General features: G+C 62.2%; 30 protein-coding genes, 1 tRNA gene and 1 riboswitch. Of the genes, 21 read left to right on the forward strand and 10 right to left on the reverse strand.

What is annotated here, in order from left to right:
• The coding region (gene thiB, locus RTX98_RS11735; protein WP_312796756.1) for a thiamine ABC transporter substrate binding subunit at positions 1–1,001 on the reverse strand (1,001 nt) is incomplete at its 3' end.
• Positions 1,002–1,047: 46 nt separating this feature from the next.
• Positions 1,048–1,172: riboswitch (TPP riboswitch) on the reverse strand.
• A gap of 74 nt (positions 1,173–1,246) precedes the next feature.
• On the opposite strand from thiB, the gene RTX98_RS11740 reads away from it, so the two are divergent.
• The 6 genes from RTX98_RS11740 to RTX98_RS11765 all read left to right on the forward strand — a co-directional run bounded on the left by RTX98_RS11740 (position 1,247) and on the right by RTX98_RS11765 (position 6,082).
• On the forward strand, positions 1,247–1,876 hold the full coding sequence (locus RTX98_RS11740; RefSeq protein WP_312796757.1) for a thiamine diphosphokinase: 630 nt from the start codon (positions 1,247–1,249) through the stop codon (positions 1,874–1,876).
• 9 nt (positions 1,877–1,885) lie between these two features.
• On the forward strand, positions 1,886–3,700 hold the full coding sequence (locus tag RTX98_RS11745) for an ABC-F family ATP-binding cassette domain-containing protein (protein WP_312796758.1): 1,815 nt from the start codon (positions 1,886–1,888) through the stop codon (positions 3,698–3,700).
• Positions 3,701–3,732: 32 nt separating this feature from the next.
• On the forward strand, positions 3,733–4,164 hold the full coding sequence (locus RTX98_RS11750; RefSeq protein WP_312796760.1) for a GFA family protein: 432 nt from the start codon (positions 3,733–3,735) through the stop codon (positions 4,162–4,164).
• A gap of 168 nt (positions 4,165–4,332) precedes the next feature.
• Positions 4,333–4,638 carry a 50S ribosomal protein L28 gene (rpmB, locus tag RTX98_RS11755; protein ID WP_189505088.1) on the forward strand — a complete coding sequence of 102 codons (306 nt, stop codon included), beginning with the start codon at positions 4,333–4,335 and terminating at the stop codon, positions 4,636–4,638.
• Between the two features lie 72 nt (positions 4,639–4,710).
• On the forward strand, positions 4,711–5,391 hold the full coding sequence (locus tag RTX98_RS11760; RefSeq protein ID WP_312796763.1) for a queuosine precursor transporter: 681 nt from the start codon (positions 4,711–4,713) through the stop codon (positions 5,389–5,391).
• 19 nt (positions 5,392–5,410) lie between these two features.
• Positions 5,411–6,082 (forward strand): hypothetical protein, encoded by a 672-nt coding sequence (locus tag RTX98_RS11765; RefSeq protein WP_312796764.1) that lies wholly within the window; start codon positions 5,411–5,413, stop codon positions 6,080–6,082.
• 127 nt (positions 6,083–6,209) lie between these two features.
• On the opposite strand, the gene RTX98_RS11770 is transcribed toward RTX98_RS11765, so the two are convergent.
• The 5 genes from RTX98_RS11770 to RTX98_RS11790 form a co-directional block, all read right to left on the reverse strand.
• Positions 6,210–7,208: an esterase-like activity of phytase family protein gene (locus RTX98_RS11770; RefSeq protein WP_312796766.1), complete on the reverse strand. Its 999-nt coding sequence runs from the start codon at positions 7,206–7,208 to the stop codon at positions 6,210–6,212.
• Positions 7,205–9,112, reverse strand: coding sequence for a cobaltochelatase subunit CobT (gene cobT, locus RTX98_RS11775; protein ID WP_312796768.1), 1,908 nt, complete (start codon positions 9,110–9,112; stop codon positions 7,205–7,207). Before cobT ends, RTX98_RS11770 begins: the two co-directional genes overlap by 4 nt.
• A gap of 12 nt (positions 9,113–9,124) precedes the next feature.
• Positions 9,125–9,616 (reverse strand): hypothetical protein, encoded by a 492-nt coding sequence (locus RTX98_RS11780; protein WP_312796770.1) that lies wholly within the window; start codon positions 9,614–9,616, stop codon positions 9,125–9,127.
• Positions 9,617–9,659: 43 nt separating this feature from the next.
• On the reverse strand, positions 9,660–10,646 hold the full coding sequence (gene cobS / locus RTX98_RS11785) for a cobaltochelatase subunit CobS (RefSeq protein WP_189505117.1): 987 nt from the start codon (positions 10,644–10,646) through the stop codon (positions 9,660–9,662).
• Positions 10,647–10,813: 167 nt separating this feature from the next.
• The gene (locus RTX98_RS11790; RefSeq protein ID WP_189505119.1) at positions 10,814–11,434 is read right to left on the reverse strand and encodes a J domain-containing protein; all 621 of its coding nucleotides are present in this window, start codon (positions 11,432–11,434) and stop codon (positions 10,814–10,816) included.
• 164 nt (positions 11,435–11,598) lie between these two features.
• Between RTX98_RS11790 and RTX98_RS11795 the strand changes: the two genes are divergently transcribed.
• From RTX98_RS11795 to RTX98_RS11805, 3 genes are all read left to right on the forward strand, one after another.
• The gene (locus RTX98_RS11795) at positions 11,599–11,883 is read left to right on the forward strand and encodes a BolA family protein (RefSeq protein ID WP_312796772.1); all 285 of its coding nucleotides are present in this window, start codon (positions 11,599–11,601) and stop codon (positions 11,881–11,883) included.
• Between the two features lie 99 nt (positions 11,884–11,982).
• On the forward strand, positions 11,983–12,261 hold the full coding sequence (locus RTX98_RS11800) for a type II toxin-antitoxin system RelE/ParE family toxin (protein ID WP_312796773.1): 279 nt from the start codon (positions 11,983–11,985) through the stop codon (positions 12,259–12,261).
• 15 nt (positions 12,262–12,276) lie between these two features.
• On the forward strand, positions 12,277–12,585 hold the full coding sequence (locus RTX98_RS11805; protein WP_312796774.1) for a HigA family addiction module antitoxin: 309 nt from the start codon (positions 12,277–12,279) through the stop codon (positions 12,583–12,585).
• A 10-nt stretch (positions 12,586–12,595) separates the two neighbouring features.
• Here the strand turns inward: RTX98_RS11805 and aroB are convergent, their stop codons facing one another.
• Both aroB and RTX98_RS11815 read right to left on the reverse strand, forming a co-directional pair.
• Positions 12,596–13,723 (reverse strand): 3-dehydroquinate synthase, encoded by a 1,128-nt coding sequence (gene aroB, locus RTX98_RS11810; protein ID WP_312796775.1) that lies wholly within the window; start codon positions 13,721–13,723, stop codon positions 12,596–12,598.
• Positions 13,720–14,316, reverse strand: coding sequence for a shikimate kinase (locus tag RTX98_RS11815; protein WP_312796776.1), 597 nt, complete (start codon positions 14,314–14,316; stop codon positions 13,720–13,722). The genes aroB and RTX98_RS11815 overlap by 4 nt, the downstream gene beginning before the upstream one ends.
• Positions 14,317–14,489: 173 nt before the next feature.
• On the opposite strand from RTX98_RS11815, the gene RTX98_RS11820 reads away from it, so the two are divergent.
• The 5 genes from RTX98_RS11820 to RTX98_RS11840 all read left to right on the forward strand — a co-directional run bounded on the left by RTX98_RS11820 (position 14,490) and on the right by RTX98_RS11840 (position 18,301).
• On the forward strand, positions 14,490–14,657 hold the full coding sequence (locus RTX98_RS11820; protein WP_312796778.1) for a histidine kinase: 168 nt from the start codon (positions 14,490–14,492) through the stop codon (positions 14,655–14,657).
• A 10-nt stretch (positions 14,658–14,667) separates the two neighbouring features.
• Positions 14,668–15,585: a site-specific tyrosine recombinase XerD gene (locus RTX98_RS11825; protein WP_312796779.1), complete on the forward strand. Its 918-nt coding sequence runs from the start codon at positions 14,668–14,670 to the stop codon at positions 15,583–15,585.
• 95 nt (positions 15,586–15,680) lie between these two features.
• Complete coding sequence (locus RTX98_RS11830; RefSeq protein WP_312796780.1) at positions 15,681–16,631, forward strand: acetyl-CoA carboxylase carboxyltransferase subunit alpha; 951 nt, start codon at positions 15,681–15,683, stop codon at positions 16,629–16,631.
• A gap of 197 nt (positions 16,632–16,828) precedes the next feature.
• Positions 16,829–18,055 carry a murein L,D-transpeptidase family protein gene (locus RTX98_RS11835; RefSeq protein ID WP_312796781.1) on the forward strand — a complete coding sequence of 409 codons (1,227 nt, stop codon included), beginning with the start codon at positions 16,829–16,831 and terminating at the stop codon, positions 18,053–18,055.
• Between the two features lie 21 nt (positions 18,056–18,076).
• On the forward strand, positions 18,077–18,301 hold the full coding sequence (locus RTX98_RS11840; protein ID WP_312796782.1) for a sulfurtransferase TusA family protein: 225 nt from the start codon (positions 18,077–18,079) through the stop codon (positions 18,299–18,301).
• Positions 18,302–18,316: 15 nt separating this feature from the next.
• Here RTX98_RS11840 and RTX98_RS11845 read toward each other — a convergent pair whose 3' ends face one another.
• Both RTX98_RS11845 and RTX98_RS11850 read right to left on the reverse strand, forming a co-directional pair.
• Positions 18,317–19,429: a GTP-binding protein gene (locus RTX98_RS11845; RefSeq protein ID WP_312796784.1), complete on the reverse strand. Its 1,113-nt coding sequence runs from the start codon at positions 19,427–19,429 to the stop codon at positions 18,317–18,319.
• 3 nt (positions 19,430–19,432) lie between these two features.
• Positions 19,433–20,545: a D-alanyl-D-alanine carboxypeptidase family protein gene (locus RTX98_RS11850; protein ID WP_312796785.1), complete on the reverse strand. Its 1,113-nt coding sequence runs from the start codon at positions 20,543–20,545 to the stop codon at positions 19,433–19,435.
• 223 nt (positions 20,546–20,768) lie between these two features.
• On the opposite strand from RTX98_RS11850, the gene RTX98_RS11855 reads away from it, so the two are divergent.
• The 7 genes from RTX98_RS11855 to RTX98_RS11885 all read left to right on the forward strand — a co-directional run.
• Positions 20,769–21,938 carry a M20 aminoacylase family protein gene (locus tag RTX98_RS11855; RefSeq protein WP_312796787.1) on the forward strand — a complete coding sequence of 390 codons (1,170 nt, stop codon included), beginning with the start codon at positions 20,769–20,771 and terminating at the stop codon, positions 21,936–21,938.
• A 64-nt stretch (positions 21,939–22,002) separates the two neighbouring features.
• Positions 22,003–22,079: transfer RNA gene (locus RTX98_RS11860), tRNA-Arg, on the forward strand.
• A 112-nt stretch (positions 22,080–22,191) separates the two neighbouring features.
• Positions 22,192–22,452, forward strand: coding sequence for a hypothetical protein (locus RTX98_RS11865; protein WP_312796788.1), 261 nt, complete (start codon positions 22,192–22,194; stop codon positions 22,450–22,452).
• A gap of 166 nt (positions 22,453–22,618) precedes the next feature.
• On the forward strand, positions 22,619–23,647 hold the full coding sequence (locus RTX98_RS11870; protein ID WP_312796789.1) for a sulfate ABC transporter substrate-binding protein: 1,029 nt from the start codon (positions 22,619–22,621) through the stop codon (positions 23,645–23,647).
• Entirely contained in the window at positions 23,648–24,511 is an 864-nt protein-coding gene (cysT, locus tag RTX98_RS11875) for a sulfate ABC transporter permease subunit CysT (protein WP_312796790.1), read from the forward strand.
• Entirely contained in the window at positions 24,501–25,382 is an 882-nt protein-coding gene (gene cysW / locus RTX98_RS11880; protein ID WP_312796791.1) for a sulfate ABC transporter permease subunit CysW, read from the forward strand. Before cysT ends, cysW begins: the two co-directional genes overlap by 11 nt.
• 10 nt (positions 25,383–25,392) lie before the next feature.
• A partial coding sequence (locus RTX98_RS11885) for a sulfate/molybdate ABC transporter ATP-binding protein (protein ID WP_312796792.1) occupies positions 25,393–25,899 on the forward strand: 507 nt, incomplete at its 3' end.

A 25,899-nucleotide genomic window follows, 5' to 3' on the forward strand; every position in this document is an offset into this window, starting at 1 on the left:
CGGCTCATTACTGCGAGCCACTCGTCGATCCAGGCCTTGCGCTTCTCGGCGATCTCTTCCGACGGGATGGTCAGCGACTTGGCCGGCTTCACCATGCGGTCGAAGGCTTCGTTGAGGGGCTTGGAGGTGTTGGCGGCCGGCAGCATCCATTGCGTTTCCGGCACGGCATCCTGGAAGCCGGGCGCCTTTATGAACACCATGAACTGCTTGGCGAGGGGATTGCGCGCGCCCTTCGTCGTCATGCCCGCGACTTCCACCTGGAGGTAATGGCCTTCCGAGAAGGCGGCGGCCTGGTAGCGCTCGGTCTTGTCCGAAATGATGTGGTAGGCCGGCGAGGTCGTGTAGGACAACACCATCGGCGCTTCGCCCTTGGTGAACAGCCCATAGGCCTCACTCCAGCCAGGCGTGACGGTCAGCACGCGATCCTTCAGCTTGGCCCAGGCCTGGGGGGCGTCATCGCCATAAACCGCCTTGATCCAGAGCAGCAGGCCGAGACCCGGCGTGGAGGTGCGCGGATCCTGGATCACGATCTTCTGGTTCTTGTCGCCTTCCACCAGATCCTTGAGGCTTGTCGGCGGGGTCCTCAGCTTTTCCGTGTCATAGACCACGGCGAAGTAGCCGTAGTCGTAAGGCAGGAAGGTGTCATCGCTCCAGCCGCCAGGAATGGTGATGCCCTCGGCCGAAATGCCATGCGGGGCGAACAACTCGCTGGCGCGCGCTTCCGCCGTGAGATTGGTGTCGAGGCCGAGCACGACATCGGCCTTGGTGTTGGCGCCTTCGAGCTTCACGCGGTTCAACAGCGCAACGCCATCGGCCACCGAAACGAAGTTCACGTCGCATTTGCATTCGGCCTCGAAGGCCTTTTCCACGATTGGGCCCGGACCCCATTCGGCGGTGAAGCTGTCATAGGTGTAAACGGTCAGCACCTCCTGCGCGGAGGCCGGCAGGACGCCGAGCGCAAGCGCGCCGGTCAGCAGGGTCGTCAGCAATGTGTTGCGCATGCAGCGCCTCCTTTTCATCCACGTTTCAGGGAGGTTGAGGCGCTTTTAAACAAACGCGTCTAATCCCTCCGCCGGTGCAAACCGGATCAGGTTCAGCGGGTTGGCAGGGTTCTCACCCTTGTTGCCTCTCAGCCGGTCGCGATCATCACGCCGGCACCCCGTTAGAGCACTATGAGAGATAGAGCGAAGCGCTTGAGCCGGCAAGCGTTTGCGTGGGGCTTCGTCCATGCTATGGCGCCCTCTCCATGAGCCGGTTTTCCCTTCTTCTTGGCGGCGATCTCACCGTCACGCCTCGCCTGCGCGCCCAGCTTGCCGGCAGTCGCGTGCTTGCGGCCGATTCCGGCATCGCGCATGCGGCGGCACTTGGGTTGGAGCCGGAGCTGTGGGTCGGCGACTTCGATTCTTCCGACGCTGAGCTTCAGGCCCTGATGGCCCGGGTGCCGCGCGAAAGTTTTCCGCCGGAAAAGGACAGCACGGACGGTGAGCTGGCGGTCGATCTTGCCTTGGCGAGAGGTGCGACGGAGCTCGTGCTGGTCGGCGCGTTCGGCGGGCCGCGTGCCGATCATGCCTCTCTTCATATGACCATGGCGCTGCGCCTTAGCGAAGCCGGCACCAAGGTGCTGCTGACCAGCGGCGATCAGGAAGGCGTGCCGCTGCCCGTGGGTTCGCATCGCTTCGACTATGCGGAACAGACCCTGTTCAGCGTGCTAGGCTTTACCGATCTCACCGTGTCGATCACCGGCGCGCGCTGGCCGCTGGATCATCGCGCGGTGCCGTTCGGCTCCTCGCTGACGCTCTCGAATTTTGTTTCCGGCTCCCTAAGTGTGGAGCTCCATTCCGGGCGGGCGCTGCTCGTCGCACACCCCAGGGATTGATTGCACCGCATGGCTCCGCCGCTTCTTCGCCTCGACGATATTCAGCTTACTTTCGGCGGCACACCGCTGCTTGCCGGCGCCTCGCTGTCGGCCTCCGCCGGCGATAAGATCGCGCTTGTGGGGCGCAACGGCTCGGGCAAGTCGACGCTGTTGAAGATCGCTGCCGGCACCGTGGAGCCGCAGGATGGCCTGATCTTCCGCCAGCCGGGCGCGACCATCCGCTATCTCGCGCAGGCGCCAGATCTCGAAGGCTACGCCAATGTGCGGGCTTACGTTGAAGCCGGGCTCGGGCCGTCGGACGATCCCTATCGCGCGACCTATCTGATCGAACATCTCGATCTCACCGGCGATGAAACGCCGGATACGCTGTCGGGCGGTGAGGCACGTCGCGCAGCACTCGCGCGTGTGTTGGCGCCTCAGCCGGACATCCTCCTGCTCGACGAGCCCACCAACCATCTCGATCTCACCACGATCGAATGGCTTGAAGACGAACTCAGCCGCTTGTCGTCCGCGATCATCCTGATCAGCCACGATCGCCGCTTCCTGGAGCGCGTGACGCGCGCGACCGTCTGGCTCGATCGCGGTGAAACCAAGCGCCTCGACAGGGGCTTTGCGCATTTCGAGGAATGGCGCGACCAAGTGCTCGCGGAAGAAGAACGCGACCAGCACAAACTCGGCCGCGCGATCCAGCGCGAAGAACACTGGATGCGCTATGGCGTGACCGCACGGCGCAAGCGCAACATGCGCCGCGTCGGCGAGTTGCAGGCCATGCGCCAGCAGTTCCGCACCCATCGCGGCGCGGAAGGAACGGCAGCCCTCGTGGCCAGCGAGGCGCAGGAATCCGGCAAGCTGGTGCTCGAGGCCAAGAATATTGCCAAGAGCTATGATGGGCGTCCGGTGGTTGCGGGCTTCTCAACCCGTATTCAGCGCGGCGATCGCATCGGTCTCGTCGGTCCCAATGGCGCTGGCAAGACGACGCTTCTGCGCATGCTGATCGGCGATCTGGAACCGGATTCCGGCAGCGTGCGACTTGGCACCAATCTGGAAGTCGCCACGCTCGACCAGCGCCGTTCCAGCCTCGACCTCAACGAGACGCTGACGCAGTATCTGACGTCCGGGCGCGGCGACAGCCTCACCGTGAACGGCGAGGAAAAGCACGTCGTGTCCTATATGAAGGACTTCCTGTTCAAGCCGGAACAGGCACGCACGCCGATCAAGGAACTTTCGGGCGGCGAGCGCGCGCGGTTGATCCTGGCGCGGGTTCTGGCGCGCCCGGCCAACCTGCTGGTGCTGGACGAGCCGACCAACGATCTCGATATGGAAACGCTGGATTTGCTGCAGGAACTCGTCGCAGGCTTCCCCGGCACCGTGCTGCTGGTGAGCCACGATCGCGATTTCCTCGACCGCACGGTGACCTCGATCATAGCGCCGGAAGGCGAGGGCAAATGGATCGAATATGCCGGCGGCTATGCGGACATGCTCGCGCAGCGCAAGGCCGACATCGCCGCGCGCTCCACGATCAAGGCGGCGGGTAAGCCGAGTTCTTCGAACGAAACGCCAGCGGCGGCGAAGCCAGCTTCAGCCAACAAGAAGCTGTCCTATAAGCAGAAATACGCGTTGGAAACGCTTCCCAAGCGCATGGAAGAGGCGCAAACGGCGATCGCCAAGCTCGAAGCCGTGATGGCCGATCCGAACCTCTACGCCAAGGATTTCGCCAAGTTCGAAAAGACCGCCGCACAGCTGGACAAGGCGCGCGCGGAGATGGCGGGCATGGAAGATGAGTGGTTGGAGCTGGAAATGCTTCGCGAGGAGATCGAGGGGTAGCGATTTCCCGCGTTAAAGTCTGGAGGAGCGGAATGGATCTGGATCGCAAGGATTATCAAGGGGCTTGTCATTGCGGCGCAGTGCGGTTTCGGGTGCATTTGAGTGAAGGTCTGCGTAGCGCGCGGCGGTGTACCTGCTCGCTCTGCCGGATGCGCGGCGCTGTGGCGGTGACGGCCAATACGGGCGCTCTGGAGATCATCGCAGGCGAAGAGGCGCTGACGCTCTACCAATTCAACACCAAGGTCGCGCGCCATTATTTCTGCTCGCATTGCGGGATCTATACGCATCATCAGCGGCGCTCGAATCCATCTCAGCTCGGCGTCAATGTGGCCTGTCTCGAAGGTGTGAGCCCGTTCGACTTCGCGGTTGTGCCGGTCAATGATGGGGTCAATCATCCCTCGGACAAGAAGACGGGCTCTGGTCTGGCCGGTGTGCTGCGTTTCGAACCTGCACCGGATGCCTAGAAGCAGGCGGCTTGACGCGACTCTCGCTTGACGCTTCCCCCTTTTCTAGGTATGGCACCCCTCGATTTCCCATGTGGCCGCCTGGATCCTGCGCGCCGACCTGTTTGGTGCGGCAAGGAACTATGGTCGAAAGACCGGCAGCTTTAAGAAGAATAAAAAGGTATCGTCATGTCCCGCGCCTGCGAACTGACCGGCAAAGCCGTTTTGACCGGCAACAATGTCAGCCACGCCAACAACAAGACCCGTCGCCGCTTCCTGCCGAACCTCGTCAATGTGACGCTGATCTCGGAAGCGATGAACCAGTCGGTTCGTTTGCGCGTGTCGGCCAATGCGCTGCGCACGGTTGAGCATCGCGGTGGCCTCGACGCCTTCTTGGCCAAGGCCGATGCAACGGAACTGTCGCCCAAGGCGCGCCTGCTCAAGAAGCAGATCGCCAAGAAGACGGCCGAGCAGACCGAAGGCGCTGCTGCTTAATCAGCAGCCGCTTATGACTTCTTGAGGACGGCGTAAAAACCGTCCGCTGGTTCCATACCCCAGGATAAAAAAATGCTTTCCGCAAAACCTGTTTGGCCGTTTGTGGCTGCGATGGCTGTTGTCGTCGTGGCCTCGAATATTTTCGTCCAGTTTCCCTTGAGCGGCCAGGTCGGCCCGCTGGTGCTGGCCGATGTGCTGACCTGGGGTGCCTTCAGCTACCCCATCGCCTTTCTGATCACCGACCTTGCCAACCGACGCTATGGCCCGGCTCTTGCCCGCCGCGTGGTTTTCATCGGTTTTGCGCTGGCGATTGCCAGCTCGATCGTCTTTCCGCCGCTGCTGTTCCAGTGGGGCCTGATCCCGTTCGAACTCGAACCCGGCCGCATCGTGCGCGTGGCGATTGCCTCCGGCGTGGCGTTCCTGATCGGCCAGCTGCTGGATGTGTCGGTGTTCAACCGGCTGCGGCAGACATCGTGGTGGCGGGCGCCGGTTGTCGGCTCCATCATGGGTTCGATCTTCGACACGGTGATCTTCTTTTCCGTCGCCTTCGCCCCGGTCTTCCTTTTTGTCGGCCCCAACGAGCCGTTTGCTCTGGAGCATGCGCCGTTGTTCGGCCTGTTCGAGCCGACCGTGGCACGCTGGATTTCGTGGGCGCTTGGCGATCTGACCGTCAAGCTCACCATCGCCATTGTTGCGCTGATCCCCTACCGGCTGATTTCCGCCCGCTGGTGGCCGCAGCCGCTGGCGGCGTGAGCCGAGGTTTGGCCGCCGCGTGATCCCCTGGGAGCATCTCGACACCGCGCCCATTCCCGGCAGCAGCGAGACGCTGCGGCTAAAGCGACGTGGCCGCGAATATTCGATCATGCTCGGCACCAACGAGTTGATGAACAGCCGCTTGTCCGGTTCGGAAGAAGCGCTGGCGAAGCTGTCGATCGAGAAGCTTGGCACGAAGGCGCCGCATGTCCTGATCGGCGGTCTCGGCATGGGGTTCACCCTGCGTGCCGCGCTCGATGTGCTGCCGGCTGAGGCGACGGTGACCGTTGCCGAGCTTGTTCCGGCGGTCGTCGCCTGGGCGCGCGGGCCGATGGCGGAGGTGTTTGCCGGCTGCCTCGACGATCCGCGTGTGACGGTTCAGGAGGGCGATGTCGGCGCGCTGATCCGTGAGAATGCCGGCCTCTATGATGCGATTTTGCTCGATGTTGACAACGGTCCGGAAGGCTTGTCGCGGCCCGGCAATGACGGGCTTTACGATCCGCGCGGGCTACAGTTTGCCAAGGCGGCACTGAGGGCTGGGGGCGTGCTGGCGGTGTGGTCGGCGGCGCCCGACGCCGGGTTCACGCGACGCTTGCATCGCGCGGGGTTTGGTGTCGAGGAAGCCAAGGTCAAGGCCCATCGCGGCAAGAGCGGAACACGGCATGTGATCTGGCTAGCGGTGAAGGGGTAGGTGCCCGGAGACGGATGAGGGGTTCTCATCCACCGATATTGCCAAGCTGGATCACCCCTCATCCGACTTCGCCTTCGGCTCAGCTCCCTTCTCCCACAAGGGGAGAAGGGAAGGGCTCCGCACCCCGTCAGTCCGCCTTGTAGACAAACTCCAGATACACGTTGCGCTGGAGGATGGACTGGTTGTCGTCGGACATCAGCGACACGTGTGTGGTGCCATCGGCTGCCTGCCAGATGTCCATGCCTTCCATATTGTCGATCTGGTAGCCCATGTCGGCTTCCAGCAGCACTTCGCCGTCGACCGTGGCACCCGGCTTGATGCTGGCGGCGGACAGGCGGCGGAGGCGCATGGCGACGCCGGCGGTGTAGGAGGCGCGGCGTTCGAGGATGAGGATGTCGCCGTTCGGCAAAAACGCGCCGTCGGTAATGTCGTAGTCGTCGCTGCGATGGACGAAGAAGATGCCCTTGCGCGGTCCGCTGAGCACGGCGGCAAAAATGTCGCCTTGTCTGTTGAGGCTCATCTCGGACACAGCGAGGATCGCACCGCCGAAGGGGCCGTTTTTCGGCGCGGCTAGAACCGTCTCGAAGCCGCGATTGGTGCGCAGCTCGCCCTTGGAAATCAGGAAGTCGAGGTTGCGGATCTGCCGGCCCATATGGCCGGGCTCGAGTTTGTATTGCGAGATGCGGTGTTCGCGCTCGAAGCCAACGGTGGCAATGCCGTCGGCGATGGCGAGGCTTTCGGCATCCACCAGGCGCTTGTCCTGGCTGATTTCGCCGTCGGGGCCGGTCATTGGCTCCATGGTGAAATCGGATACGCCGGTGGGGCGACCCTGGGCATCGCGCTCAAGCTGGCCGAAATACCAGTAGCCGTTGTCGGACACGCCGGCGAACCGGCTGCCGGGCTCGGTGAAGCGGAAGGCAGAGAAGCTGCCGAACAGACGGTGACGCGGCACGAGTTCGAGCCCGCCAACAAAGGTGAGGGCGCCGAAAGTGGGTGCCTCGCGGCCGATACGGAATTCCGTGATGGGGCGGCTGCGCACCGCCATGTCTTCCGATTCGGCTGAAGCGGAAACGAGAAGCGGCAGGGTGAGTGCGAGGCCGAGCAGGCCTGAAAGAATGCGCTTCACCCGGCGCGCCGCATTCCGCGTCCTGCCCCTCCGCCACGGCCGCGCATCGATTCCTCGCTGAAGAGCGAAGCCAGCTGTTCGGTCATCGCGCCGGCCAGTTCCTCGGCATCGACGATGGTGACGGCGCGGCGATAATAGCGGGTGACGTCATGGCCGATGCCGATTGCCAGCAACTCGACCGGCGAGCGCGTCTCGATCAGGTCGATGACGCCGCGTAGATGGCGTTCGAGATAGTTGCCGGGGTTCACCGACAGCGTGGAATCGTCGACCGGCGCGCCGTCCGAGATCATCATCAGGATCTTGCGCTGTTCCGGCCGGGCCATCAGGCGCTGATGCGCCCATAGCAGCGCTTCGCCGTCGATGTTTTCCTTGAGCAGTCCTTCGCGCATCATCAGGCCAAGATTGCGCCGGGCGCGCCGCCAGGGCGCGTCGGCCGACTTGTAGACGATGTGGCGAAGGTCGTTCAGACGGCCGGGATTGGCGGGCTTGTTCTGCTTCAACCATTGCTCACGCGCCTGACCGCCCTTCCAGGCGCGGGTGGTGAAGCCCAGGATTTCGACCGACACGCCGCAGCGCTCCAGCGTGCGGGCCAGAATATCGGCGCAGGTGGCGGCAACGGTGATCGGCCGGCCGCGCATGGAGCCGGAATTGTCGAGCAGCAGGGTCACAACCGTGTCGCGGAAGTTCGTGTCGCGTTCCTGCTTGAAGGACAGCGGCTGCATGGGGTCGATCACCACGCGCACGAGACGGGCGGGATCGAGATAGCCTTCTTCCAGGTCGAAGTCCCAGGAGCGGTTCTGCTGCGCCATCAAGCGGCGCTGCAGGCGGTTGGCAAGACGGCCGACCACGCCCTGCAGGTTCACCAGCTGCTTGTCGAGGAAGGCGCGCAGGCGATCGAGCTCTTCTTCGTCACAGAGGTCCTCCGCGCCCACCATCTCGTCGAAGACCTGGGTGAAGACCTTGTAGTCGATGGTGCGCTCGAACTGATTGAAGGCATTGTCGGGACGGCGTGTTTCGCCTGGCGTTTCGGAGTCGAGATCGTCGGATTCGGACTGGTCGTCGGCAGCGGTCGCGGCAGCTTCGCTTTCGCCGGCTTCCTGCTCGTCGCTGGACGCATCGGCTTCTTCGGACTGGGTTTCCTGCGAGCCGGACTCGTCCTCGCCGCCTTCTTCGCCGCCTTCGTCGCCCTGCGGCTCGTCGCTGTCGTCTTGCGTGTCGTCTTCGGTCTGGTCGTCGTCGCCGATGTCTTCGGCCATGTCCATGGACACGAGCATGTCGCGCACGAGGCGTGCAAAAGCGTTCTGGTCGTCCAGGCGGTTCAGCAGGCCATCGATGTCGCCGCCGGCCTTGTCTTCCACCCAGCCGCGCCAAAGATCGACCACGCGCTCGCCGCTTGGCGGCACGCTGCGGCCGGTGAGCTTTTCGCGCACCAGCATGGCGATGGCTTCCTCGATCGGCGCATCGTCGCGGCTGGATACGTCGGCAAAGTTCGCCTTGGCGTATTTGTCTTCCAGCATCACCGAAATATTGTCGCCGACGCCCTTCATGGCGCGGGCGCCGATCGCTTCCACGCGCGCTTGCTCGACGGCGTCGAAGATCGCGCGCGCTTGCCTGCCTTCCGGGGCCAGACGGTTGTGGATCACGCTGTCGTGGCATGCTTTGCGCAGCGCCATGGAGTCGCCCAGGCCGCGGGTCACGGCAATGTCGTTGGCGGAGGCCTTCTTGGGCAGTTCCGGCAGGCGGGCCCGCTGCCCAGCGAGCGCCGGCTTGTCCTTGGCGAAGGACACTTCAAGCTCGTTGTCGCCGGCCAGAGCGCGCATGGTCACCGTCACGGCGCGGCGAAACGCGTCGCCCTCGCTGCCGGTCTTGGTCTTTGCGCGTGAATTGTCGCCGGGACCTGCCATGTGTTTTGTCCGTCAGTCCCTGATCTCGGCTTTGAGCCGGCCGATCTCGATATCCTTGATGGCCGGATTGGCCGCCAGCACTGCGCCCGAGTCGCTCTTTTCCAGGAACAGTGCAGTGATGCCCTGGTTCATGCCGGCATCCTTCACGGTGAAGAAGCCATCAAGAACGTAGCCACCGTTCTGGAAGTTCACGCCAGCTTTCGCGCTGATCTGTGATTCCGGCTCGTCCTTGCGCAGATAAGCGATGAAAAGATCGCCATCCTGGCTGGCAGACACCGTGCCCGGTTCCGCATCCGGATTGGCCTCGAACCGGATTTTCAAGCCGATCAGTTTGTCGACCGAGTTGAACAGAAAGGATTCCAACCCACCATAGTTGGCGGCGGAAACGTCGCCGTTGACGCGGAGGATTTCGGCCGGCTTGGCTTGCAGGGATGTTGAAGTGAGAAAGAGCGGCAAGCCGAAAACCATTCCGCCTGCTACCTGTCGCCGCTTCAAATCCACCATGAGGTCTTCCCGTCTCGATCCGGCTCCGCGCCGCTGCCCCTGCTTAACCTAGCACCGCGTTGGCAGCGCTTTCCGGCAGTTCCTCGCCGAAGGCGCGCTGGTAAAATTCGGCGACGACCGCGCGTTCCAACTCATCGCATTTGTTGAGGAAGGTGAGGCGGAAGGCGAAGCCGACATCGCCGAAGATTTCGGCGTTTTCCGACCAAGTGATGACAGTACGCGGGCTCATCACGGTGGACAGATCGCCGTTCATGAAGGCTGCGCGCGTCTGGTCGGCCACGCGCACCATGCGGCTGACGGTCTCGCGGCCCTTTTCGTTCTGGTAGTGCTTGGCCTTGGCCAGAACGATCGCGACTTCTTCCGCATGCGGCAGGTAGTTCAGCGTCGTGACGATCGACCAGCGGTCCATCTGCGCCTGGTTGATCTGCTGCGTGCCATGGTAAAGCCCGGTGGTATCGCCGAGGCCGACCGTGTTGGCGGTGGCAAACAGGCGGAAGGCCGGATGCGGGCGGATCACGCGGCTCTGGTCGAGGAGGGTCAATCGGCCCGAGGCTTCCAGCACGCGCTGGATCACGAACATCACGTCCGGACGGCCGGCATCATATTCATCGAATACCAGCGCGACATTGTGCTGGTAAGCCCAGGGCAAAATGCCGTCACGGAATTCCGTGACCTGCATGCCTTCCTTCACCACGATTGCGTCCTTGCCGACGAGATCGATGCGGCTGACGTGGCTGTCGAGATTGACGCGGATACAGGGCCAGTTGAGGCGGGCGGCGACCTGCTCGATATGGGTTGACTTGCCGGTGCCGTGGTAGCCCGACACCATGACGCGGCGGTTGAAGGCGAAGCCCGACAGAATGGCCAGCGTGGTCTGCTGGTCGAACAGGTAATCCGGATCGATATCCGGCACATGCTCGGAGGTCTTGGAATAGGCCGGCACCACCATCTTGGAATCGAAGCCGAACTTCTCCTTCACCGAAACGGTGGTGTCCGGAAGATTGGCGCTGTCGCGGTCGAGCTTGTCCATCATGCCTCCAGGCGGGACTTGAGGGTCACCCAAGCGCTCGCCGTCCTTCATCTCTACGAATGCTGGTTTTCCTTAAACCAGCTTTTCCGTCGGTGGGAATAAAAAACGCTGTGCCAGAACATGTAACGCGGCGGCGCCAACTGGCCAGCCGTGGTGCACCAAGTGCGTCAATCGCAATAACCGGCCTGCTTCAGGAGCTTATAGGCCTGCAGAACTTCGCGCAGCGTGTCTTCGGATGCGCGGTCACCCCCGTTTGCGTCGGGATGATGCTTCTTCACCAACTCCTTGTAGCGCGCCTTCACCTGGGCTGAGGTCGCCTTGACGGTCAGGCCGAGCGTAATGAGCGCCTTGGCTTCCAGCGGCTTGGCCTTGCGCTCCTGCGGCGCCGTCGCTCCCGTTCCAAACATGTTGTAGGGATCGCGCATCCGGTAATAGCCGGCGCGGCCTGAACGCATCTGGGCCACATCAGGCGAGGAATTGGCGGTTCCTGCCGCCGTTCCCATTTTCCAGGTCGGGCGATGACCGGTCAGCGCTTCCTTCTGGAAGCGCGCGACTTCACCATCGGGCACGCCCGAGAAGTAGTTGAAGCTCTTGTTGTATTCCCGCACATGGTCGAAGCAGAAGCGGAAATACTCGCCTTCGCGCATGCGACCGACTGGTGCGCGATGCGTTCCCGGCTGATCGCATCCATCCCACTGGCAGCACGGCGCCTGGGATTGCGACGCAGCAGCAGCCTTCTTGTCCGGGCGGATGCGCAGTTTCTCGAAGGATTTCGAATAGCTTGTCATGGGTCGTTGTACTGTCTCCAAGCGCTGAAGTATGCGAGCTTCGCGCAACGATACAAGAATTGACTTTTGCGAATTGCGGCCCAGAACCCTGCTTCGACATGCGCCGCAACGGAAGGCGCGCCAGGTTCTTAGCCAGATGTGAGATATGGGAGCGACGAGGTTCGATGTCCATCCAAGAAAAGATCGAAAGCAAGCTGACGCAGGCGCTGCAGCCGGAACGCCTCGATGTCATAAATGAAAGCCACCTTCATGCCGGCCATCAGCCGAGTTTCGACGGCGCTGGCGAAACGCATTTCCGTGTCCGCGTCGTTTCGGCGAAGTTCGAAGGCTTGAGCAGGATCGAGCGGCACCGCATGGTCAACGAACTCCTGGAAAATGAGCTTGCGGTGGACAAGGTGCACGCTATGGCGATCGAGCCGGCAGCACCGGGCGAGGCGACGCGTTGGTAATGATGGAGTGAACTAAGCTCTTACGGCGGCGGCTCCGGAATATGTAAGTTATCCGCTTACATATTCTTGACGAGTGTCAGCGGATAGCTTACAGACGCGATGATCAAGTCTTTTAGGCACAAGGCATTGTCGGATCTTTTCCAAACCGGGAAAACAGCCAAGATCGACGTCAAGTTGGTCAAGCGCATCCTGGTTCGGCTTGATCGCCTGGATATTGCGGAACGGCCGGAGGACATGAACCTTCCGGGGTTCGACTTTCATTCTCTAAGGGGGTTCAATCCCATTCGTTACACCGTGCATGTGAACGGGCCGTGGTGCATCACATTCGCGTTCGACGGCACGGATGCGACACAAGTCGATCTCGAGCAGTATCACTGAAGAGGCTGAAGCGCTGTGACCCTATATGAAATCAGGCGGCCTACAGAGCGGTGCCCGTCCCACCCGGGTGCACTGCTGGATGACATCATCCCTGCGACGGGAAAGACGAAGGTGGAGATCGCCGCCTTGCTGGGAGTGTCGCGTCAGCAGCTTTATGACATCCTTCGCGAGAGGAAGCCGGTTTCGCCCTCTGTTGCCGCAAGGCTAGGCAAGCTGTTTGGTGACGGTGCGGGGATATGGTTGCGGATGCAGGCCGCGCATGATGCCTGGCATGCCGAGCGCGAGGTCGATCTCAGCGGCATTCCCACTCTGGCTGCGGTCTAAGCTTCAAAGCCTATCTTCCAGCCAACCCGTCCCGCAGGAATGCCAGCACCTCTGACGCCGGCACATCCTTGGCGATGAAGCTTTGGCCGATGCCGCGGGTGAGGATGAAGGTCAGTGCCCCGCGTTGTACCTTCTTGTCTTGCGCGATGTAGCTGAGGAGCTTTTCGGCGTCCGGCAGGCCGCCTGGAACATCGGACAGCGTGGTTGGCAGGCCGACGGCTTTCAGATGCGCCTCTACGCGGATGGCGTCGTCATAGCTGGCTTGGTTGAGCCGAGCAGAGAAGCGGTGCGCCAGGGCCATGCCGATCGCAACGCCTTCGCCATGCACGAGGCGGGCGCTGTCATAGTTGGTGGCGGATTCCAGGGCATGGCCGAAGGTGTGACCGAGATTGAGCAGAGCGCGGTCGCCGGTTTCGAACTCGTCGCGAGCAACCACATCGGCCTTGGCCTGACACGATGCGGCGATGGCTTCCGTGCGGGCGGGGCCGCCGGCGAAGATGTCGCGCCAGTTTGCTTCCAGCCAGCTGAAGAAGTCGGGTTTGTCGATCAGGCCGTATTTGGCGACCTCGGCATAGCCAGCGCGAAATTCGCGTTCGGACAGAGTGTCTAGGGCGGAGGTATCGGCCAGGACGAGACGCGGCTGTTGGAAGACGCCGACGAGGTTCTTGCCTTGCGCGGTGTTGATGCCGGTCTTGCCGCCCACAGAGGAATCGACCTGCGCCAGAAGCGAGGTCGGGATCTGGATGAAATGCATGCCGCGGCGCACGATCCCGGCTGCGAAGCCTGCGAGATCGCCAATCACGCCGCCGCCAAGTGCCACGACCGCATCGCCGCGCTCAAGCCTTGCATCAAGGATGGCGCCGACGGTTTGCTGCAGATGATCGAAGCTCTTGGTCTTTTCACCGGCGGGCAGGGTCAGAGCGGCATGGCCGATGCCCGAAGCGTCCAGCGAGGCCTGCAGTCGCGTTAGATGACCGGCCGCAGCGACGTTTTCGTCGGTGATGATCGCGACGCGAATGCCGGGCAGGCGCGCCTGGATCTCTGTGCCGGCGCGATCGATCAAGCCCTTGCCGATCAGGATGTCATAGGCGCGGGTGCCAAGACCAACGGTCACGGTGCGGATCGGGTTGATGGTCATGATGCGGATGCGGTCCTGCGGGTCGCAAGGTCAAGGTAGCGGTCGAGCGCCTCGATGACCTCGGCGGTGATGACTTCGCGCTTCTCGTCGCGGCTTTCGATGGTGAGATCAGCCTGCGCGTAAGTGGGATAGCGATCGTCCATCAGCTTGGCCATGGTTGCGCGCGGATCGGCGGTCTTGAGGAGCGGCCGCGTTTGCTTCTTGGACACGCGTTCCATGAGGACGTCGAGATCGGCCTTCAGCCACACCGAAATCGCGTGTTCCGCGACGACCGCGCGTGTCTGCGCATTCATGAAAGCGCCGCCGCCGGTGGACACGATGCCTGCACCTTCGCGCACCAGGCGCTCGATGACGCGGTGTTCCAACGCACGGAACTCCGGCTCGCCATAGCGCTCGAACAGTTCGGGTACGGTCAGGCGCGAAACGGTTTCGATTTCGTGGTCGCTGTCCACGAAAGGCAAGTCGAGCGCCTGCGCCACGCGGCGGCCGATCGAGGTTTTTCCAGCACCCATGAGGCCGACAAACACGATTGCGCGCGAACCCAGCCGGCTGACGAGCTGGTTGCGCAAAGGCGATTCGGCGGAAAGGGTCATCACGGCTCCTTGTTGCGGCGACAAGCACCGCAAAACAGCAATCGCGTCAAGCGCCGAGCATCAACTCCGCTTCCTCATCCCGGCCTCATGCCGACCATCTGGCCTTGCCTTGGTGGGGCGGGCAGCAGATAAGATCGGACCGACTCGGACTGCATTATCGAGGCTGCCTGTTTATGCCGACTTTGTTCCGGTTCGTGACCGTCATCGTCATTCTCTTTGCGCTTGTTTATGCAGCGATGTTTGCGCTGGCGACTTTCGTGTCGCCGCGTCAAACGCAGATGGTTGTGCCGGTGCCGATCGAGCAGCTCGATCGCAACGCCGTGTCTTCGCCCAAGCCATGAAGGTCGGATCATGACGGGGAGTGGAGCCCGCATCGAGGCGTTCCTCGAAATGATGGTGGCCGAACGCGGCGCCAGCGACAACACGCTGCAATCCTATCGCCGCGACCTGGAAGATGCGGCCGACACTGTGAAGGGGCCGCTGCATGAGGCGGCAACGCCGCAGTTGCGGGATTATCTGACCTCGCTCGCCGCGCGCGGCTTTGCGGCGAGTTCGCAGGCGCGGCGGTTGTCGGCGCTGCGTCAGTTTTTCAAGTTCCTGCATGCCGAAGGCGTGCGGACGGACGATCCCACCGGCACGCTCGATATGCCGCGCAAGGATCGCTCGCTGCCGGTAACGCTGAGCGAAGACAATGTCGGGCTGCTGCTCGATCGTGCCGAGAGGGAAGTCGGGGAAGCGGCGAGCGATGATGCGCGGTTTGATGCCCTGCGCATGCATGCGCTGATCGAAGTGCTTTACGCCACCGGCTTGCGCGTGTCGGAGTTGGTTTCTCTGCCGGTCACCGTGGCACGCCGCGACGAACGCTTCTTTTTCGTAAAGGGCAAGGGCAACAAGGAACGGCTGGTGCCGCTGACGGCCAAGGCGCAGGCGGCTATGAAGGCGTGGCTCGGCGCGCGGGCTGCTAGACCTGCCTATGCCGGCAGCCGCTTCCTGTTTCCGGCGTTATCGGAAAGCGGGCATCTGGCGCGGCAGGTTTTTGCGCGTGATCTGAAGGGACTGGCTGCGAGGGCTGGCTTGAACGCGGCCGATCTGTCGCCGCATGTGCTGCGCCACGCCTTTGCAAGCCACCTCCTGCAGAACGGTGCGGATCTCCGCGCGGTGCAGCAATTGCTGGGTCATGCCGACATTTCCACCACCCAGATCTACACGCATGTGCTGGAAAAGCGGCTGATCGCACTGGTGAATGACCATCATCCGCTTGCCGACTAGGTGCTGGCGGGCTATTTGCCAGCCAAGCCCGGAACGGGTATTCCCGTTTGTTTCCGTTTGACGGGTATCGAGTCCGAGGGTTTCTGGCCAGCTGCATGTACAACTATCTCGATTTCGAAAAGCCGGTCGCCGACCTCGAAGGCAAGATCGTTGAACTCAAGAAGCTGAGCGAGACCGGCGGTGCCGTCGATGTGGCCGATGAGATCTCACGGCTGGAAAAGCGCTCGCGCGACGCGCTGCGCGATGCCTACAAGGCGCTGACGCCGTGGCAGAAGGCGCAGGTTGCGCGCCATCCCGACCGTCCGCATTGCGTCGATTACATCGCCCAACTGATGACCGATTACACGCCGCTGGCCGGCGACCGCGCCTTCGGCGAGGATAACGCCCTCCTTTGCGGCTTTGCGCGCTTCCGCGGCGAGCCGGTTGCGGTGATTGGCCAGGAAAAGGGCACCGACACACAAAGCCGCCTCAAGCACAATTTCGGCATGGCGCGGCCGGAAGGCTACCGCAAGGCCGTGCGCGTGATGGAACTGGCCGACAAATTCGGCATCCCCCTGATCTCGCTGGTCGACACGGCCGGCGCTTATCCCGGCATCGGCGCGGAAGAACGTGGCCAAGCAGAAGCGATCGCGCGCTCGACCTCGGCATGCCTTGGTTTGCGCGTGCCCAACATTTCCGTGATCATCGGCGAAGGTGGTTCGGGCGGCGCGATCGCGATTGCGACGGCGAACAAGGTTTATATGCTGGAGCACTCCATCTATTCGGTGATCTCGCCGGAAGGAGCGGCGTCCATTCTGTGGCACGACTCGACGCGTGCCCGCGACGCCGCCACCAACATGAAGATCACCGCGCAGGACCTTCTGGAGATGAAGGTCATCGACGGCATCATCGCAGAACCGCTGGGCGGCGCCCATCGCGGCGCAGAAGCCGTGATGCAGGCTGCCGGTGAGCAGATCGCAGCCGGCTTCCGCGAGCTTGCCGAAGCGACCCATGATTATCGCGAGCATCGCCGCGACAAGTTCCTCGCCATCGGCCGCACGCTTTAAGCGACGGCTAGAAACGGGATCAGCGGCTGCCACAAATTTGCCGTTGCGGTACGTTTGAAGCTGCTCAAAGAGGGATGCCGAGGGGTCGGCCACTTCCGGGGCTTGTTGTAATCTTTTGTAAGGGTTAACGGCTCTAGAATGCGATCCATCGGGGTGCCAACCCTGCTGTTCGTGGTCACTGGAAACGTTCTGCCGCCATGCCGCTTCGTCTTCTTCGCGCCAGCCTGATCCTGTCCGCCGTCGTTCTCGCCGGCTGCAACGGGTCGATCGACGATATCGCTCCCAAGGCGACACAAGAGCTATCGCCCAAGCTGATCTCCGACATGAAGACCAAGGGCATGTCCCAGACGTCGCCGATCATGGTCCGGATCTTCAAGGAAGAGGGCAAGCTCGAAGTCTGGAAGCAGAAGACGACGGGCCGCTACGACCTGCTGGCCTCCTACAACATCTGCAAATGGTCGGGTAAGCTCGGCCCGAAATATATCGAGGGCGACCGCCAGGCGCCGGAAGGGTTCTATACCGTCCAGCCCGGCCAGATGAACCCGAATTCCAGCTACTACCTGTCCTTCAATATCGGCTTCCCCAACGCCTATGATCGCGTTCACGGCCGCTCCGGCCAGCATCTGATGGTGCATGGCGCCTGCTCTTCGTCGGGTTGCTATTCCATGACGGACGCACAGGTCGGCCAGATCTATGCGCTGGCCCGCGAAGCCTTCAAGGGCGGCCAGACCTCTTTCCAGATCCAGGCGTTTCCGTTCCGGATGACGGCGGCCAACATGGCTCGCTACAAGGATGATCCGAACTACGCGTTCTGGACCATGCTGAAGGAAGGCTACGACCACTTCGAGATCACCAAGGTGCCGCCGAAGGTCGATGTCTGCGAAAAGCGCTATGTCTTCAACCAGATTTCGGACCAGCCGATGTCGGCGGCCGGCGCTTGCCCGGTAACGGCTCAGCCAGAGTCGCTGCAGACCGCCTACCAGACCTACACCAAGACTTATGAAGCGGCCTTCAGCACGGCAGCGAATGGCGGCTCCAAGCTCGCGCCGATGTCGTCCATTGGCGGCTTGAAGGAAGCGGCAATCGTGGCCGAATGGAGCAAGAAGCGCTCGCGCGGTGAACGCGTTCCGATGGAGCCGCCATCGTTGAACCCTGACGGCTCCGTGACGCAGACTGAGCGCATGGGCCGCATCGACTCGCCTGAAGGCCGAAAGATGGCCGCGTTGGAAGCCGAGAAGGAAGCCAAGGAGAAGGCAGCTGCCGCCAAGAAGGCCCAAGCTGTTGCTGCCGCCACTCCACCGGCTCCAACCGTTCCCGCGGCCGCGCAAGTCACGCCGGTTGTCGTGACGCCGGAAACCGGTGTTGCCGAGCCGAAAGCCGGCTTCCTGTCCGGCCTGCGCCGGCGCATGGCATCGACGAACTGATCGCCCGGGCGAACGCGTTCCTTGAGTGCCGAGACCTATGATCTGCGCGGGCTGAACTGCCCGCTGCCTGTGCTGCGCACCGCCAAGCGTCTCGCGGGCATGGCATCCGGCGCGATCCTGGTGGTGGAAACCACCGACCCCTTGGCCAGCCTCGACATTCCCGCCTTCTGCCAGCAAGACGGGCATCAGCTGATCTCAGCCGAGACGACGGACGGCGGGCACCGCTTTACGATCGTGAAGGGGTGACGCAGTCACCCGCTTTCAGATCTTCAGCCCGGCAATTGCGAGCGGGTTGTTTGTCATCGCGGCACGGTCTGGGGTATCCACGGCGGGGCGGCTGGTGAGGGCGGCGAAGAGTTTGCGGACGTAATCTTCCGGCACATCCTTGGTGATCAAGACCATGCGGGTTCCGCGCGGGCCTTCCGGCCATTTGGGCAGGCGGGCAGGGGGATGGAGGATGGTTTGCACGCCGTGCAGCACGAGTGGATGGGCCGGATCTTCGCTGAGTTCGATGATGCCCTTCATGCGAAGGAGGCGCTCGCCATAGCTGGCTTGCAGCAAATCGACGAACATTTCCACCGCGGCGCTCGGGATCGGACCGGGATGGGTCAGCGAGAAGGTGCGGATGCTGGTGTGGTGGTGATGGTGGTTATGGTGATCGTGATCGCCATGATTATGATGGTCATGGTCGTGATGATCGTGCGCATCGTCATGAGCGGCATGGCCGAGCCAGCGCTGCACGTCCACGCTCTTGGTTTCGGGATCATAAAGCCCGCAGGCAAGGAGCGAAACGAGATCGTCGGCGCGCGACGCTTCACGGATTTCGGCATTCGGATTGAGCCTGTGCAAGCTGGCGCGCAGATCAGCCACGCCTGCCGGATCGGCGAGATCGGTCTTGGTGAGAACCAGCCGATCGGCAACCGCGACCTGCTTCACCGCTTCCGGATGGGCTTCGAGCGTGCGCGTGCCGTGCACGGCATCGACGGTCGTCACCACGCCATCGAGCCGCAGCGTTCGCACGAGCATGGGATGCGCCATCAGGGCATGCAGAACGGGTGCGGGATCGGCCAGGCCGGTGGTTTCGATCACGATGCGCTTCATGGCGGCGATGCGGCCGTCGCGCAGGCGCTCAACCAGATCGCTCAGCGTGTCCACCAGCTCGCCGCGTACCGTGCAGCACAGGCAGCCGCCTGCCAGCTCGATGATGCCGTCGGTGGCGCTTTCCACCAGCGCATGATCGATAGAAACTTCGCCGAACTCGTTGACGATCACGGCCGTATCCGCCAGTTGCGGATCCTTGAGCAGACGGTTGAGTAGCGTGGTTTTGCCCGAGCCGAGAAAGCCGGTCAGGACGGAAACGGGAATGGGAAACACGTATCAGCCGCCTTGTTCGACCGCGCTGACGGCGGCTGCGGTGTTGGGCTCGTAATCGGGCCGCGGCGTCGGGATCGGCACATCGGCAAAGCGCGGCTGCGTCGACTTCGGACCTGTGGCGCCGCCAAGCGCCACGCTGACCACGACGCGCGGCCGCGTCATTTCGACGAGGAAGGGCGAGGGCACCAGCGGCTTGCCTTCGGCATCGCGCGTCTTGGCAATGCGCTTCTGCGCTTCTTCCGTGCAGATCTCGTTGCGCATGTTCCCGGCAGTGGTCAGGTCATCGCCGCTGCGGGGAAGATCGGCCAGGAGGGGTGCGGCATCCGACGACTTGCCGAAGCCTGCGGTCAGAAGCTCGGCCGTGCGATAATCGCGTGCATCCGTCGAAACGGCGCCGAGCACGATAGCCATGATCTGCCGGTTGTTTCGGGTGGCGGTCGCCACGACATTGAAGCCGGCCGGGCAGGTATAGCCGGTCTTCATGCCATCGGCGCCTTCGAAGCTGCCGATCAGCCCGTTGTGGTTGGGGATCACCTGATCGCCGGCCGCAATCGCCTCGATGTCGAAATAATCGGCATATTGCGGGAAATCCTGGTGCAGTGCGGTGGCCAGAACGGCGATGTCATGCGCGCTGGTGTAATGGTTTTCATCTTGAAGGCCGTGCGCATTCATGAAATGCGAGCCGTTCATGCCGAGCCGCGCCGCTTCCTTGTTCATACGCTCTGCAAAGCCGGCGACCGAGCCACCGACAGTCTCGGCAAGCGCGGTGGTGACGTCATTGGCGGACTTCACCATCATGATCTTCAAGGCATTGTCGACCGACAGCACGGAGCCCTCGGGATAGCCCATCTTGCTCGGCGGTTCCTTGGTGGCCCTCTTGCTGATCTCCACCGGCGACAGCAGCGTGATCTCGCCGGCCTGGATGGCGCGGAAGGTCACGTAAACCGACATCAGCTTGGTGATCGAGGCAGGATACCAACGCTTATAGGCATCTTCCTGCTCGAGGACCCTGCCGGTGCCGGTGTCCACCACGATCGACGGGCCGGCAAATGCCTGGCCGTGAAGGGTGGTCAGCAGACCTGCGGAAAGAAGCGCGGCAAACAGCTTTCTGGTCAAAGATCCGGGTCCGTGCCTGGGAAGATTGGGCGAAGTATACAGCGAGGCGTCCAAGGAATCCAAACGCTGAGTGCCGTTAAGACTTCACTTTGGCTTCAAGAAGGCAAGATGGGGGACCTCAACAAGGCAAGAGTGGAGGCTTCAAGAAGGCAACGGCAACCTTGCTTGACCCCGCTTGTGTGCAAGCTATAGCCTTTCCCTGTCTTTATCGGAGTGCCTGCGAATGCCTATCCTCAACCGTGCCGCCGAATTGCAGGATGAGGTCACAGGCTGGCGTCGGGCGCTGCATACCAGACCCGAATTGATGTTTGAGCTCCATGAAACGGCAGCCTTCGTGGAAGGTAAGCTGCGCGAGTTCGGCTGCGACACGGTTGAAACTGGCTTTGCCAAGACAGGCGTGGTGGCCTTGATCAAGGGCCGGCTCGGCGATGGTCCGACGATCGGTCTGCGATCCGACATGGATGCGCTGCCGCTGACCGAAATCACCGGCGCGCCCTATGCCTCTACCACGCCCGGCGCCATGCATGCCTGTGGCCATGACGGTCATACCGCCATGCTGCTGGGCGCGGCCAAGTATCTTGCTGAGACGCGCAACTTCGCAGGAATTGTCGCCGTGATCTTCCAACCGGCCGAAGAAGGCGGCGGTGGCGGGCGCGTGATGGTGCAGGAAGGCATCATGGAACGGTTCAACATCGAAACCGTCTATGGCATGCACAACAAGCCCGGCCTACCCGTCGGTCAGTTCGCGATCCGGTCGGGTCCGATCATGGCGGCGACGGCCGAGTTCACGCTGACGATCAAAGGGCGCGGCGGCCATGCGGCCATGCCTTATCGCACGATCGACCCTATCGTGATCGGCAGCCAGATCGTGCAGGCGCTGCAGACGGTGGTGTCGCGCAACACAGATCCGATCGACTCCGCCGTTTTGTCGGTCACCAAGTTCCACGGTGGCGAAACGCACAACATCATCCCCGAACAGGTGGAGCTCGCCGGCACGGTGCGCACGCTGCGCACCGAAGTCGCATCTCACGCCCGCGACCGGATCATCGCAATCTGCGAGGGCATCGGCGCGGCCAATGGCGCCACGATCGATGTCGACTTCGACTTCAACTATCCCGTCACCTTCAACCACGCCGAACAAGCCAGGTTCGCCGGAGAAACCGCCATCGCGGTTGCCGGCGTCAACGGCGTCGACCTCGATGTTCCGCCGATGATGGCGGGCGAGGACTTCTCCTACATGCTGGAAAAGCGACCGGGCGCCTTCATCTTCTTAGGCAATGGCGACAGTGCCGGCCTCCATAATCCCGCCTACGACTTCAACGACGAAGCGATCCCGCACGGCATCAGCTACTGGGTCAAGCTCACCGAAACCGCGCTTGCCCAGCAAAGCTGAACGAACGATCCTTGCGGAGATGCTTGCCTGTTCTCAGCCGAACAGGCTATGAAACGTCCCGCATGGTCCCGTAGCTCAGTAGGATAGAGCGACAGATTCCTAATCTGTAGGTCACAGGTTCGATTCCTGTCGGGATCACCATTGGCATCCTGCCTTTGATGATGACATTCTTCATCTTGCGTCGCATCGATGTGACGCAGATGGCTTGTGCTTGAGGGATGTAATGGGGGCGTCTCAGACGATCACGACGCGGATGCGGTTTGATCTGCGCGGTTGGATTGGCGCGGCATTGTTTGTGATCGGTCCGTTCGTATCGTTCTATGGCTATTGGGGGATCATGACGTGGTCCGGCTACAGCGGGCCGACGATGATCCCCTTTGTCATGCTGCTCCTCGGAGCCGCAGCCTTCTTGATCGGGTGCCTGCTGGTCCTGGTCGGGCGTGTCCAGCATCATGTGGTCAGCCAAGCTGAAGCGTTGAACAGCCCGCTTCAGGAGCTGGCGCGGCGCCGGTGACCCGGTATGCGATCGGAGCCATCATGCCCTTATCTCAAGCGGCATGCAGATATGATTTAGAAATTTAGCAATCCATTCTCACAACATTCGCGATTTCGAAATCTCATGCCAATGCATTGTCTATAAAGCCGCTAGAGTTGATGCTGTTCAACGGGGCTGGAACGGCATGAGACTTAATCGCAGAACACTCTTCCTGACGGCCGTGCTGGCTGGCGCCGCGCAGTTCGGCGGCCTGGGTTTTGCTTTCGCGCAAACCACCCTGCTCAACGTGTCCTATGATCCGACGCGGGAGCTTTACAAGGATTACAACGCCGTCTTCGCAAGCAAGTGGAAGGCCGATACCGGCGAAGACGTTTCGATCCAGGCTTCGCATGGCGGTTCGGGCAAGCAGGCGCGCTCGGTGATCGACGGGCTTGAAGCCGATGTGGTGACGCTGGCGCTGGAAAGCGACATCAACGCGATTGTTGAAGCCACCAAGAAGATCAATCCGGACTGGCGCACGCGCCTGCCGAACAATTCGTCGCCTTACACCTCGACGATCGTATTCCTGGTGCGCAAGGGCAACCCGAAAGCGATCAACGATTGGGGCGATCTGGTCAAGGACGGCGTCGAGGTCATTACGCCAAACCCGAAGACCTCCGGCGGTGCACGCTGGAACTATCTGGCAGCCTGGGCCTGGGCGAACGACAAGTTCGGCGGCGATGAAGCCAAGACACGCGATTACATTGCAGAGCTCTTCAAGCATGTGCCGATCCTCGACACCGGCGCGCGCGGCTCAACCGTGACCTTTGCGCAGCGCGAGCTCGGCGACGTACTGCTGGCCTGGGAAAACGAAGCCTATCTGGCGGCCGACGAGTTCGGTGAAGACAAGTTCGACATCGTGTTCCCGCCGCAGTCGATCCTGGCCGAACCGCCCGTTGCGGTGGTGGACGCCAATGTCGACGCCAAGGGCACACGCAAGGTGGCGGAAGCCTATCTCGAATATCTGTATTCCGAGGAAGGCCAGCGCCTGGCAGCCAAGCATCATTATCGCCCGTCCAAGCCCGATCTCGTGCCGGCCGAGGAGCTCAAGCAGTTCACGCAGATCAAGCTGATCTCGATCGACGATCCGCTGTTTGGCGGTTGGGCCAAGGCGCAGCCGACCCATTTCGGCGATGGCGGCACTTTTGACCAGTTGTACAAGCCGGGTAAGTAAATGAACGCTGCCGCTTCGAGCGGCGCAGGTTGGCGATTGAAGAAACCGAGTGTTCTTCCCGGCTTCGGGTTGACGCTCGGCTTCACGCTTGTCTACCTGACGCTGATCATCCTGCTGCCTCTTGCCGGCCTGGTGTGGCGCTCCGCCGCGATCGGTCCCGCCGCGTTCTGGGCGATCGCCAGCGATGAGCGGACGCTTCGCGCGCTGCAGGTGAGCTTTGGCACCTCGCTGGTAGCGGCGCTGGTCAATGTCGTGTTCGGCACGATCCTGGCCTGGGTTCTCGTGCGCTATCGCTTTCCCGGCCGGCGTATTATCGATGCGATCGTCGATCTGCCTTTTGCGCTGCCGACTGCGGTGGCGGGCATTGCGCTGACCACACTTTATGCGCCGAACGGGCCGATCGGCGGTTTTTTGAAGCCGCTCGGCATCCAGCTCGGCTACACGCCGCTCGGCATCATCGTGGCGCTGATCTTTATCGGCCTGCCATTCGTGGTGCGCACCGTGCAGCCGGTAATGGAAGAAATCGACCGCGAGGTGGAGGAAGCCGCAGCGACGCTGGGTGCCGGTCGGCGTCAGACGATTTCGCGCGTTCTGCTGCCCGCGCTCACGCCCGCGATCCTGACCGGCTTCGCGCTCGCCTTTGCCCGCGCCGTCGGCGAATATGGCTCGGTGATCTTCATTGCCGGCAACATTCCTTATGTCAGCGAGATCGCGCCCTTGTTGATCGTGATCCGGCTGGAAGAGTTCAACTATGGCGGCGCTGCCGCGACGGGCACGATCATGCTGCTTCTGTCCTTCGTGATGCTGCTCGTCATCAACCTCATCCAGGCCTGGAGCCGCAGGAGGTATGGCTATGGCGCTTGAGCAGTCTTTCGCGCAAACGCCGCTGCGCCCGCTGAAAAGCGCGGTCACGGAAAGCCTGACGACGCGCATCGTGCTGATCGCGATCTCGCTTCTGTTCCTCGCGCTGTTTCTCGTTACGCCGCTGGTGATGGTGTTCATCCAGGCTTTCGCCGGCGGGTGGAGCACCTATCTCTCCTCGCTGGTCGAGCCCGATGCGATGGCCGCAATCCGGCTGACGCTGACAGTGGCGGTGATCTCCGTTCCGCTCAATATCGTCTTCGGCCTCGCTGCCGCCTGGGCGATCGCCAAGTTCGAGTTCAAGGGAAAGGCGTTCCTGATTACGCTGATCGATCTGCCGTTTTCCGTGTCGCCGGTCATCGCGGGTCTGGTTTACGTGCTTCTGTTTGGCGGCGGCAGCGTGCTTGGCCCCTGGCTGAAGAGCCACGGTATCGAGATCCTGTTTGCGGTTCCGGGCATCGTGCTGGCCACGATCTTCGTGACCTTTCCGTTTGTGGCGCGCGAGCTGATCCCGTTGATGCAGGATCAGGGTTCGGGCGACGAGGAGGCCGCGCTTTCGCTTGGTGCCAGCGGCTGGCAGACCTTCTGGTATGTCACGCTGCCGAATGTGAAATGGGCGCTGCTTTACGGCGTGCTGCTGTGCAACGCGCGCGCGATGGGCGAGTTCGGCGCGGTGTCGGTGGTGTCCGGCCATATTCGCGGCCTCACCAACACGATGCCGCTGCATGTCGAGATCCTCTATAACGAGTATAATGCCGTCGGCGCCTTCGCAGTGGCTTCGCTGCTCGCCTTGCTGGCGCTGGTGACGCTCGTTCTGAAATCCTTCCTTGAATTCCGGTATGGCGACGAAATGGCCGCCACGGCAAAGCATTGAGTTTGCAACCATGAGCGTTTCCATCCGCAATGTTCGCAAGGAATTCGAGAACTTTCCGGCGCTCCACGATGTCTCGCTCGACATCAAGACGAGCGAGCTGATCGCGCTTCTGGGACCATCCGGCTCCGGCAAGACGACGCTGCTGCGGCTGATCGCCGGGCTGGAAAGTCCGACAGCCGGCTCGGTGTTCTTTGGCGACGAAGACGCCTCGCATCGATCCGTGCAAGAGCGCAATGTCGGCTTCGTGTTTCAGCATTACGCGCTGTTCCGCCATATGACGGTGGCCGACAATATCGGCTTCGGTTTGAAGGTTCGGCCCTCCGCGTCGCGGCCCTCCAAGGCGGATATTCGAGCGCGCGCCATTGAGCTGCTGCGGCTGGTGCAGCTGTCGGGACTGGAGAACCGCTATCCCGCGCAGTTGTCCGGCGGGCAACGGCAGCGCGTGGCGCTGGCGCGCGCCATGGCGATCGAGCCCAAGGTGCTGCTGCTCGACGAGCCCTTCGGCGCGCTCGATGCG

This window comes from Tianweitania sp. (genome assembly GCF_032053605.1).
In the GTDB taxonomy this organism is placed as follows: domain Bacteria; phylum Pseudomonadota; class Alphaproteobacteria; order Rhizobiales; family Rhizobiaceae; genus Tianweitania.

Excerpts from the sequence above, each read along its gene's own strand:
- RTX98_RS11745 (WP_312796758.1), top strand. The coding sequence starts at position 1,886 with ATGGCTCCGCCGCTTCTTCGCCTCGACGATATTCAGCTTACTTTCGGC.
- RTX98_RS11750 (WP_312796760.1), top strand. The coding sequence starts at position 3,733 with ATGGATCTGGATCGCAAGGATTATCAAGGGGCTTGTCATTGCGGCGCA.
- RTX98_RS11780 (WP_312796770.1), bottom strand. The coding sequence starts at position 9,616 with ATGGTGGATTTGAAGCGGCGACAGGTAGCAGGCGGAATGGTTTTCGGC.
- RTX98_RS11815 (WP_312796776.1), bottom strand. The coding sequence starts at position 14,316 with ATGACCCTTTCCGCCGAATCGCCTTTGCGCAACCAGCTCGTCAGCCGG.
- RTX98_RS11855 (WP_312796787.1), top strand. The coding sequence starts at position 20,769 with ATGCCTATCCTCAACCGTGCCGCCGAATTGCAGGATGAGGTCACAGGC.
- rpmB (WP_189505088.1), top strand. The coding sequence starts at position 4,333 with ATGTCCCGCGCCTGCGAACTGACCGGCAAAGCCGTTTTGACCGGCAAC.
- cobT (WP_312796768.1), bottom strand. The coding sequence starts at position 9,112 with ATGGCAGGTCCCGGCGACAATTCACGCGCAAAGACCAAGACCGGCAGC.
- RTX98_RS11830 (WP_312796780.1), top strand. The coding sequence starts at position 15,681 with ATGTACAACTATCTCGATTTCGAAAAGCCGGTCGCCGACCTCGAAGGC.
- cobS (WP_189505117.1), bottom strand. The coding sequence starts at position 10,646 with ATGGACAAGCTCGACCGCGACAGCGCCAATCTTCCGGACACCACCGTT.
- RTX98_RS11760 (WP_312796763.1), top strand. The coding sequence starts at position 4,711 with ATGCTTTCCGCAAAACCTGTTTGGCCGTTTGTGGCTGCGATGGCTGTT.
- RTX98_RS11795 (WP_312796772.1), top strand. The coding sequence starts at position 11,599 with ATGTCCATCCAAGAAAAGATCGAAAGCAAGCTGACGCAGGCGCTGCAG.
- RTX98_RS11820 (WP_312796778.1), top strand. The coding sequence starts at position 14,490 with ATGCCGACTTTGTTCCGGTTCGTGACCGTCATCGTCATTCTCTTTGCG.
- RTX98_RS11800 (WP_312796773.1), top strand. The coding sequence starts at position 11,983 with ATGATCAAGTCTTTTAGGCACAAGGCATTGTCGGATCTTTTCCAAACC.
- RTX98_RS11825 (WP_312796779.1), top strand. The coding sequence starts at position 14,668 with ATGACGGGGAGTGGAGCCCGCATCGAGGCGTTCCTCGAAATGATGGTG.
- cysT (WP_312796790.1), top strand. The coding sequence starts at position 23,648 with ATGAACGCTGCCGCTTCGAGCGGCGCAGGTTGGCGATTGAAGAAACCG.
- RTX98_RS11835 (WP_312796781.1), top strand. The coding sequence starts at position 16,829 with ATGCCGCTTCGTCTTCTTCGCGCCAGCCTGATCCTGTCCGCCGTCGTT.
- aroB (WP_312796775.1), bottom strand. The coding sequence starts at position 13,723 with ATGACCATCAACCCGATCCGCACCGTGACCGTTGGTCTTGGCACCCGC.
- RTX98_RS11790 (WP_189505119.1), bottom strand. The coding sequence starts at position 11,434 with ATGACAAGCTATTCGAAATCCTTCGAGAAACTGCGCATCCGCCCGGAC.
- cysW (WP_312796791.1), top strand. The coding sequence starts at position 24,501 with ATGGCGCTTGAGCAGTCTTTCGCGCAAACGCCGCTGCGCCCGCTGAAA.
- RTX98_RS11870 (WP_312796789.1), top strand. The coding sequence starts at position 22,619 with ATGAGACTTAATCGCAGAACACTCTTCCTGACGGCCGTGCTGGCTGGC.
- RTX98_RS11865 (WP_312796788.1), top strand. The coding sequence starts at position 22,192 with ATGCGGTTTGATCTGCGCGGTTGGATTGGCGCGGCATTGTTTGTGATC.
- RTX98_RS11740 (WP_312796757.1), top strand. The coding sequence starts at position 1,247 with ATGAGCCGGTTTTCCCTTCTTCTTGGCGGCGATCTCACCGTCACGCCT.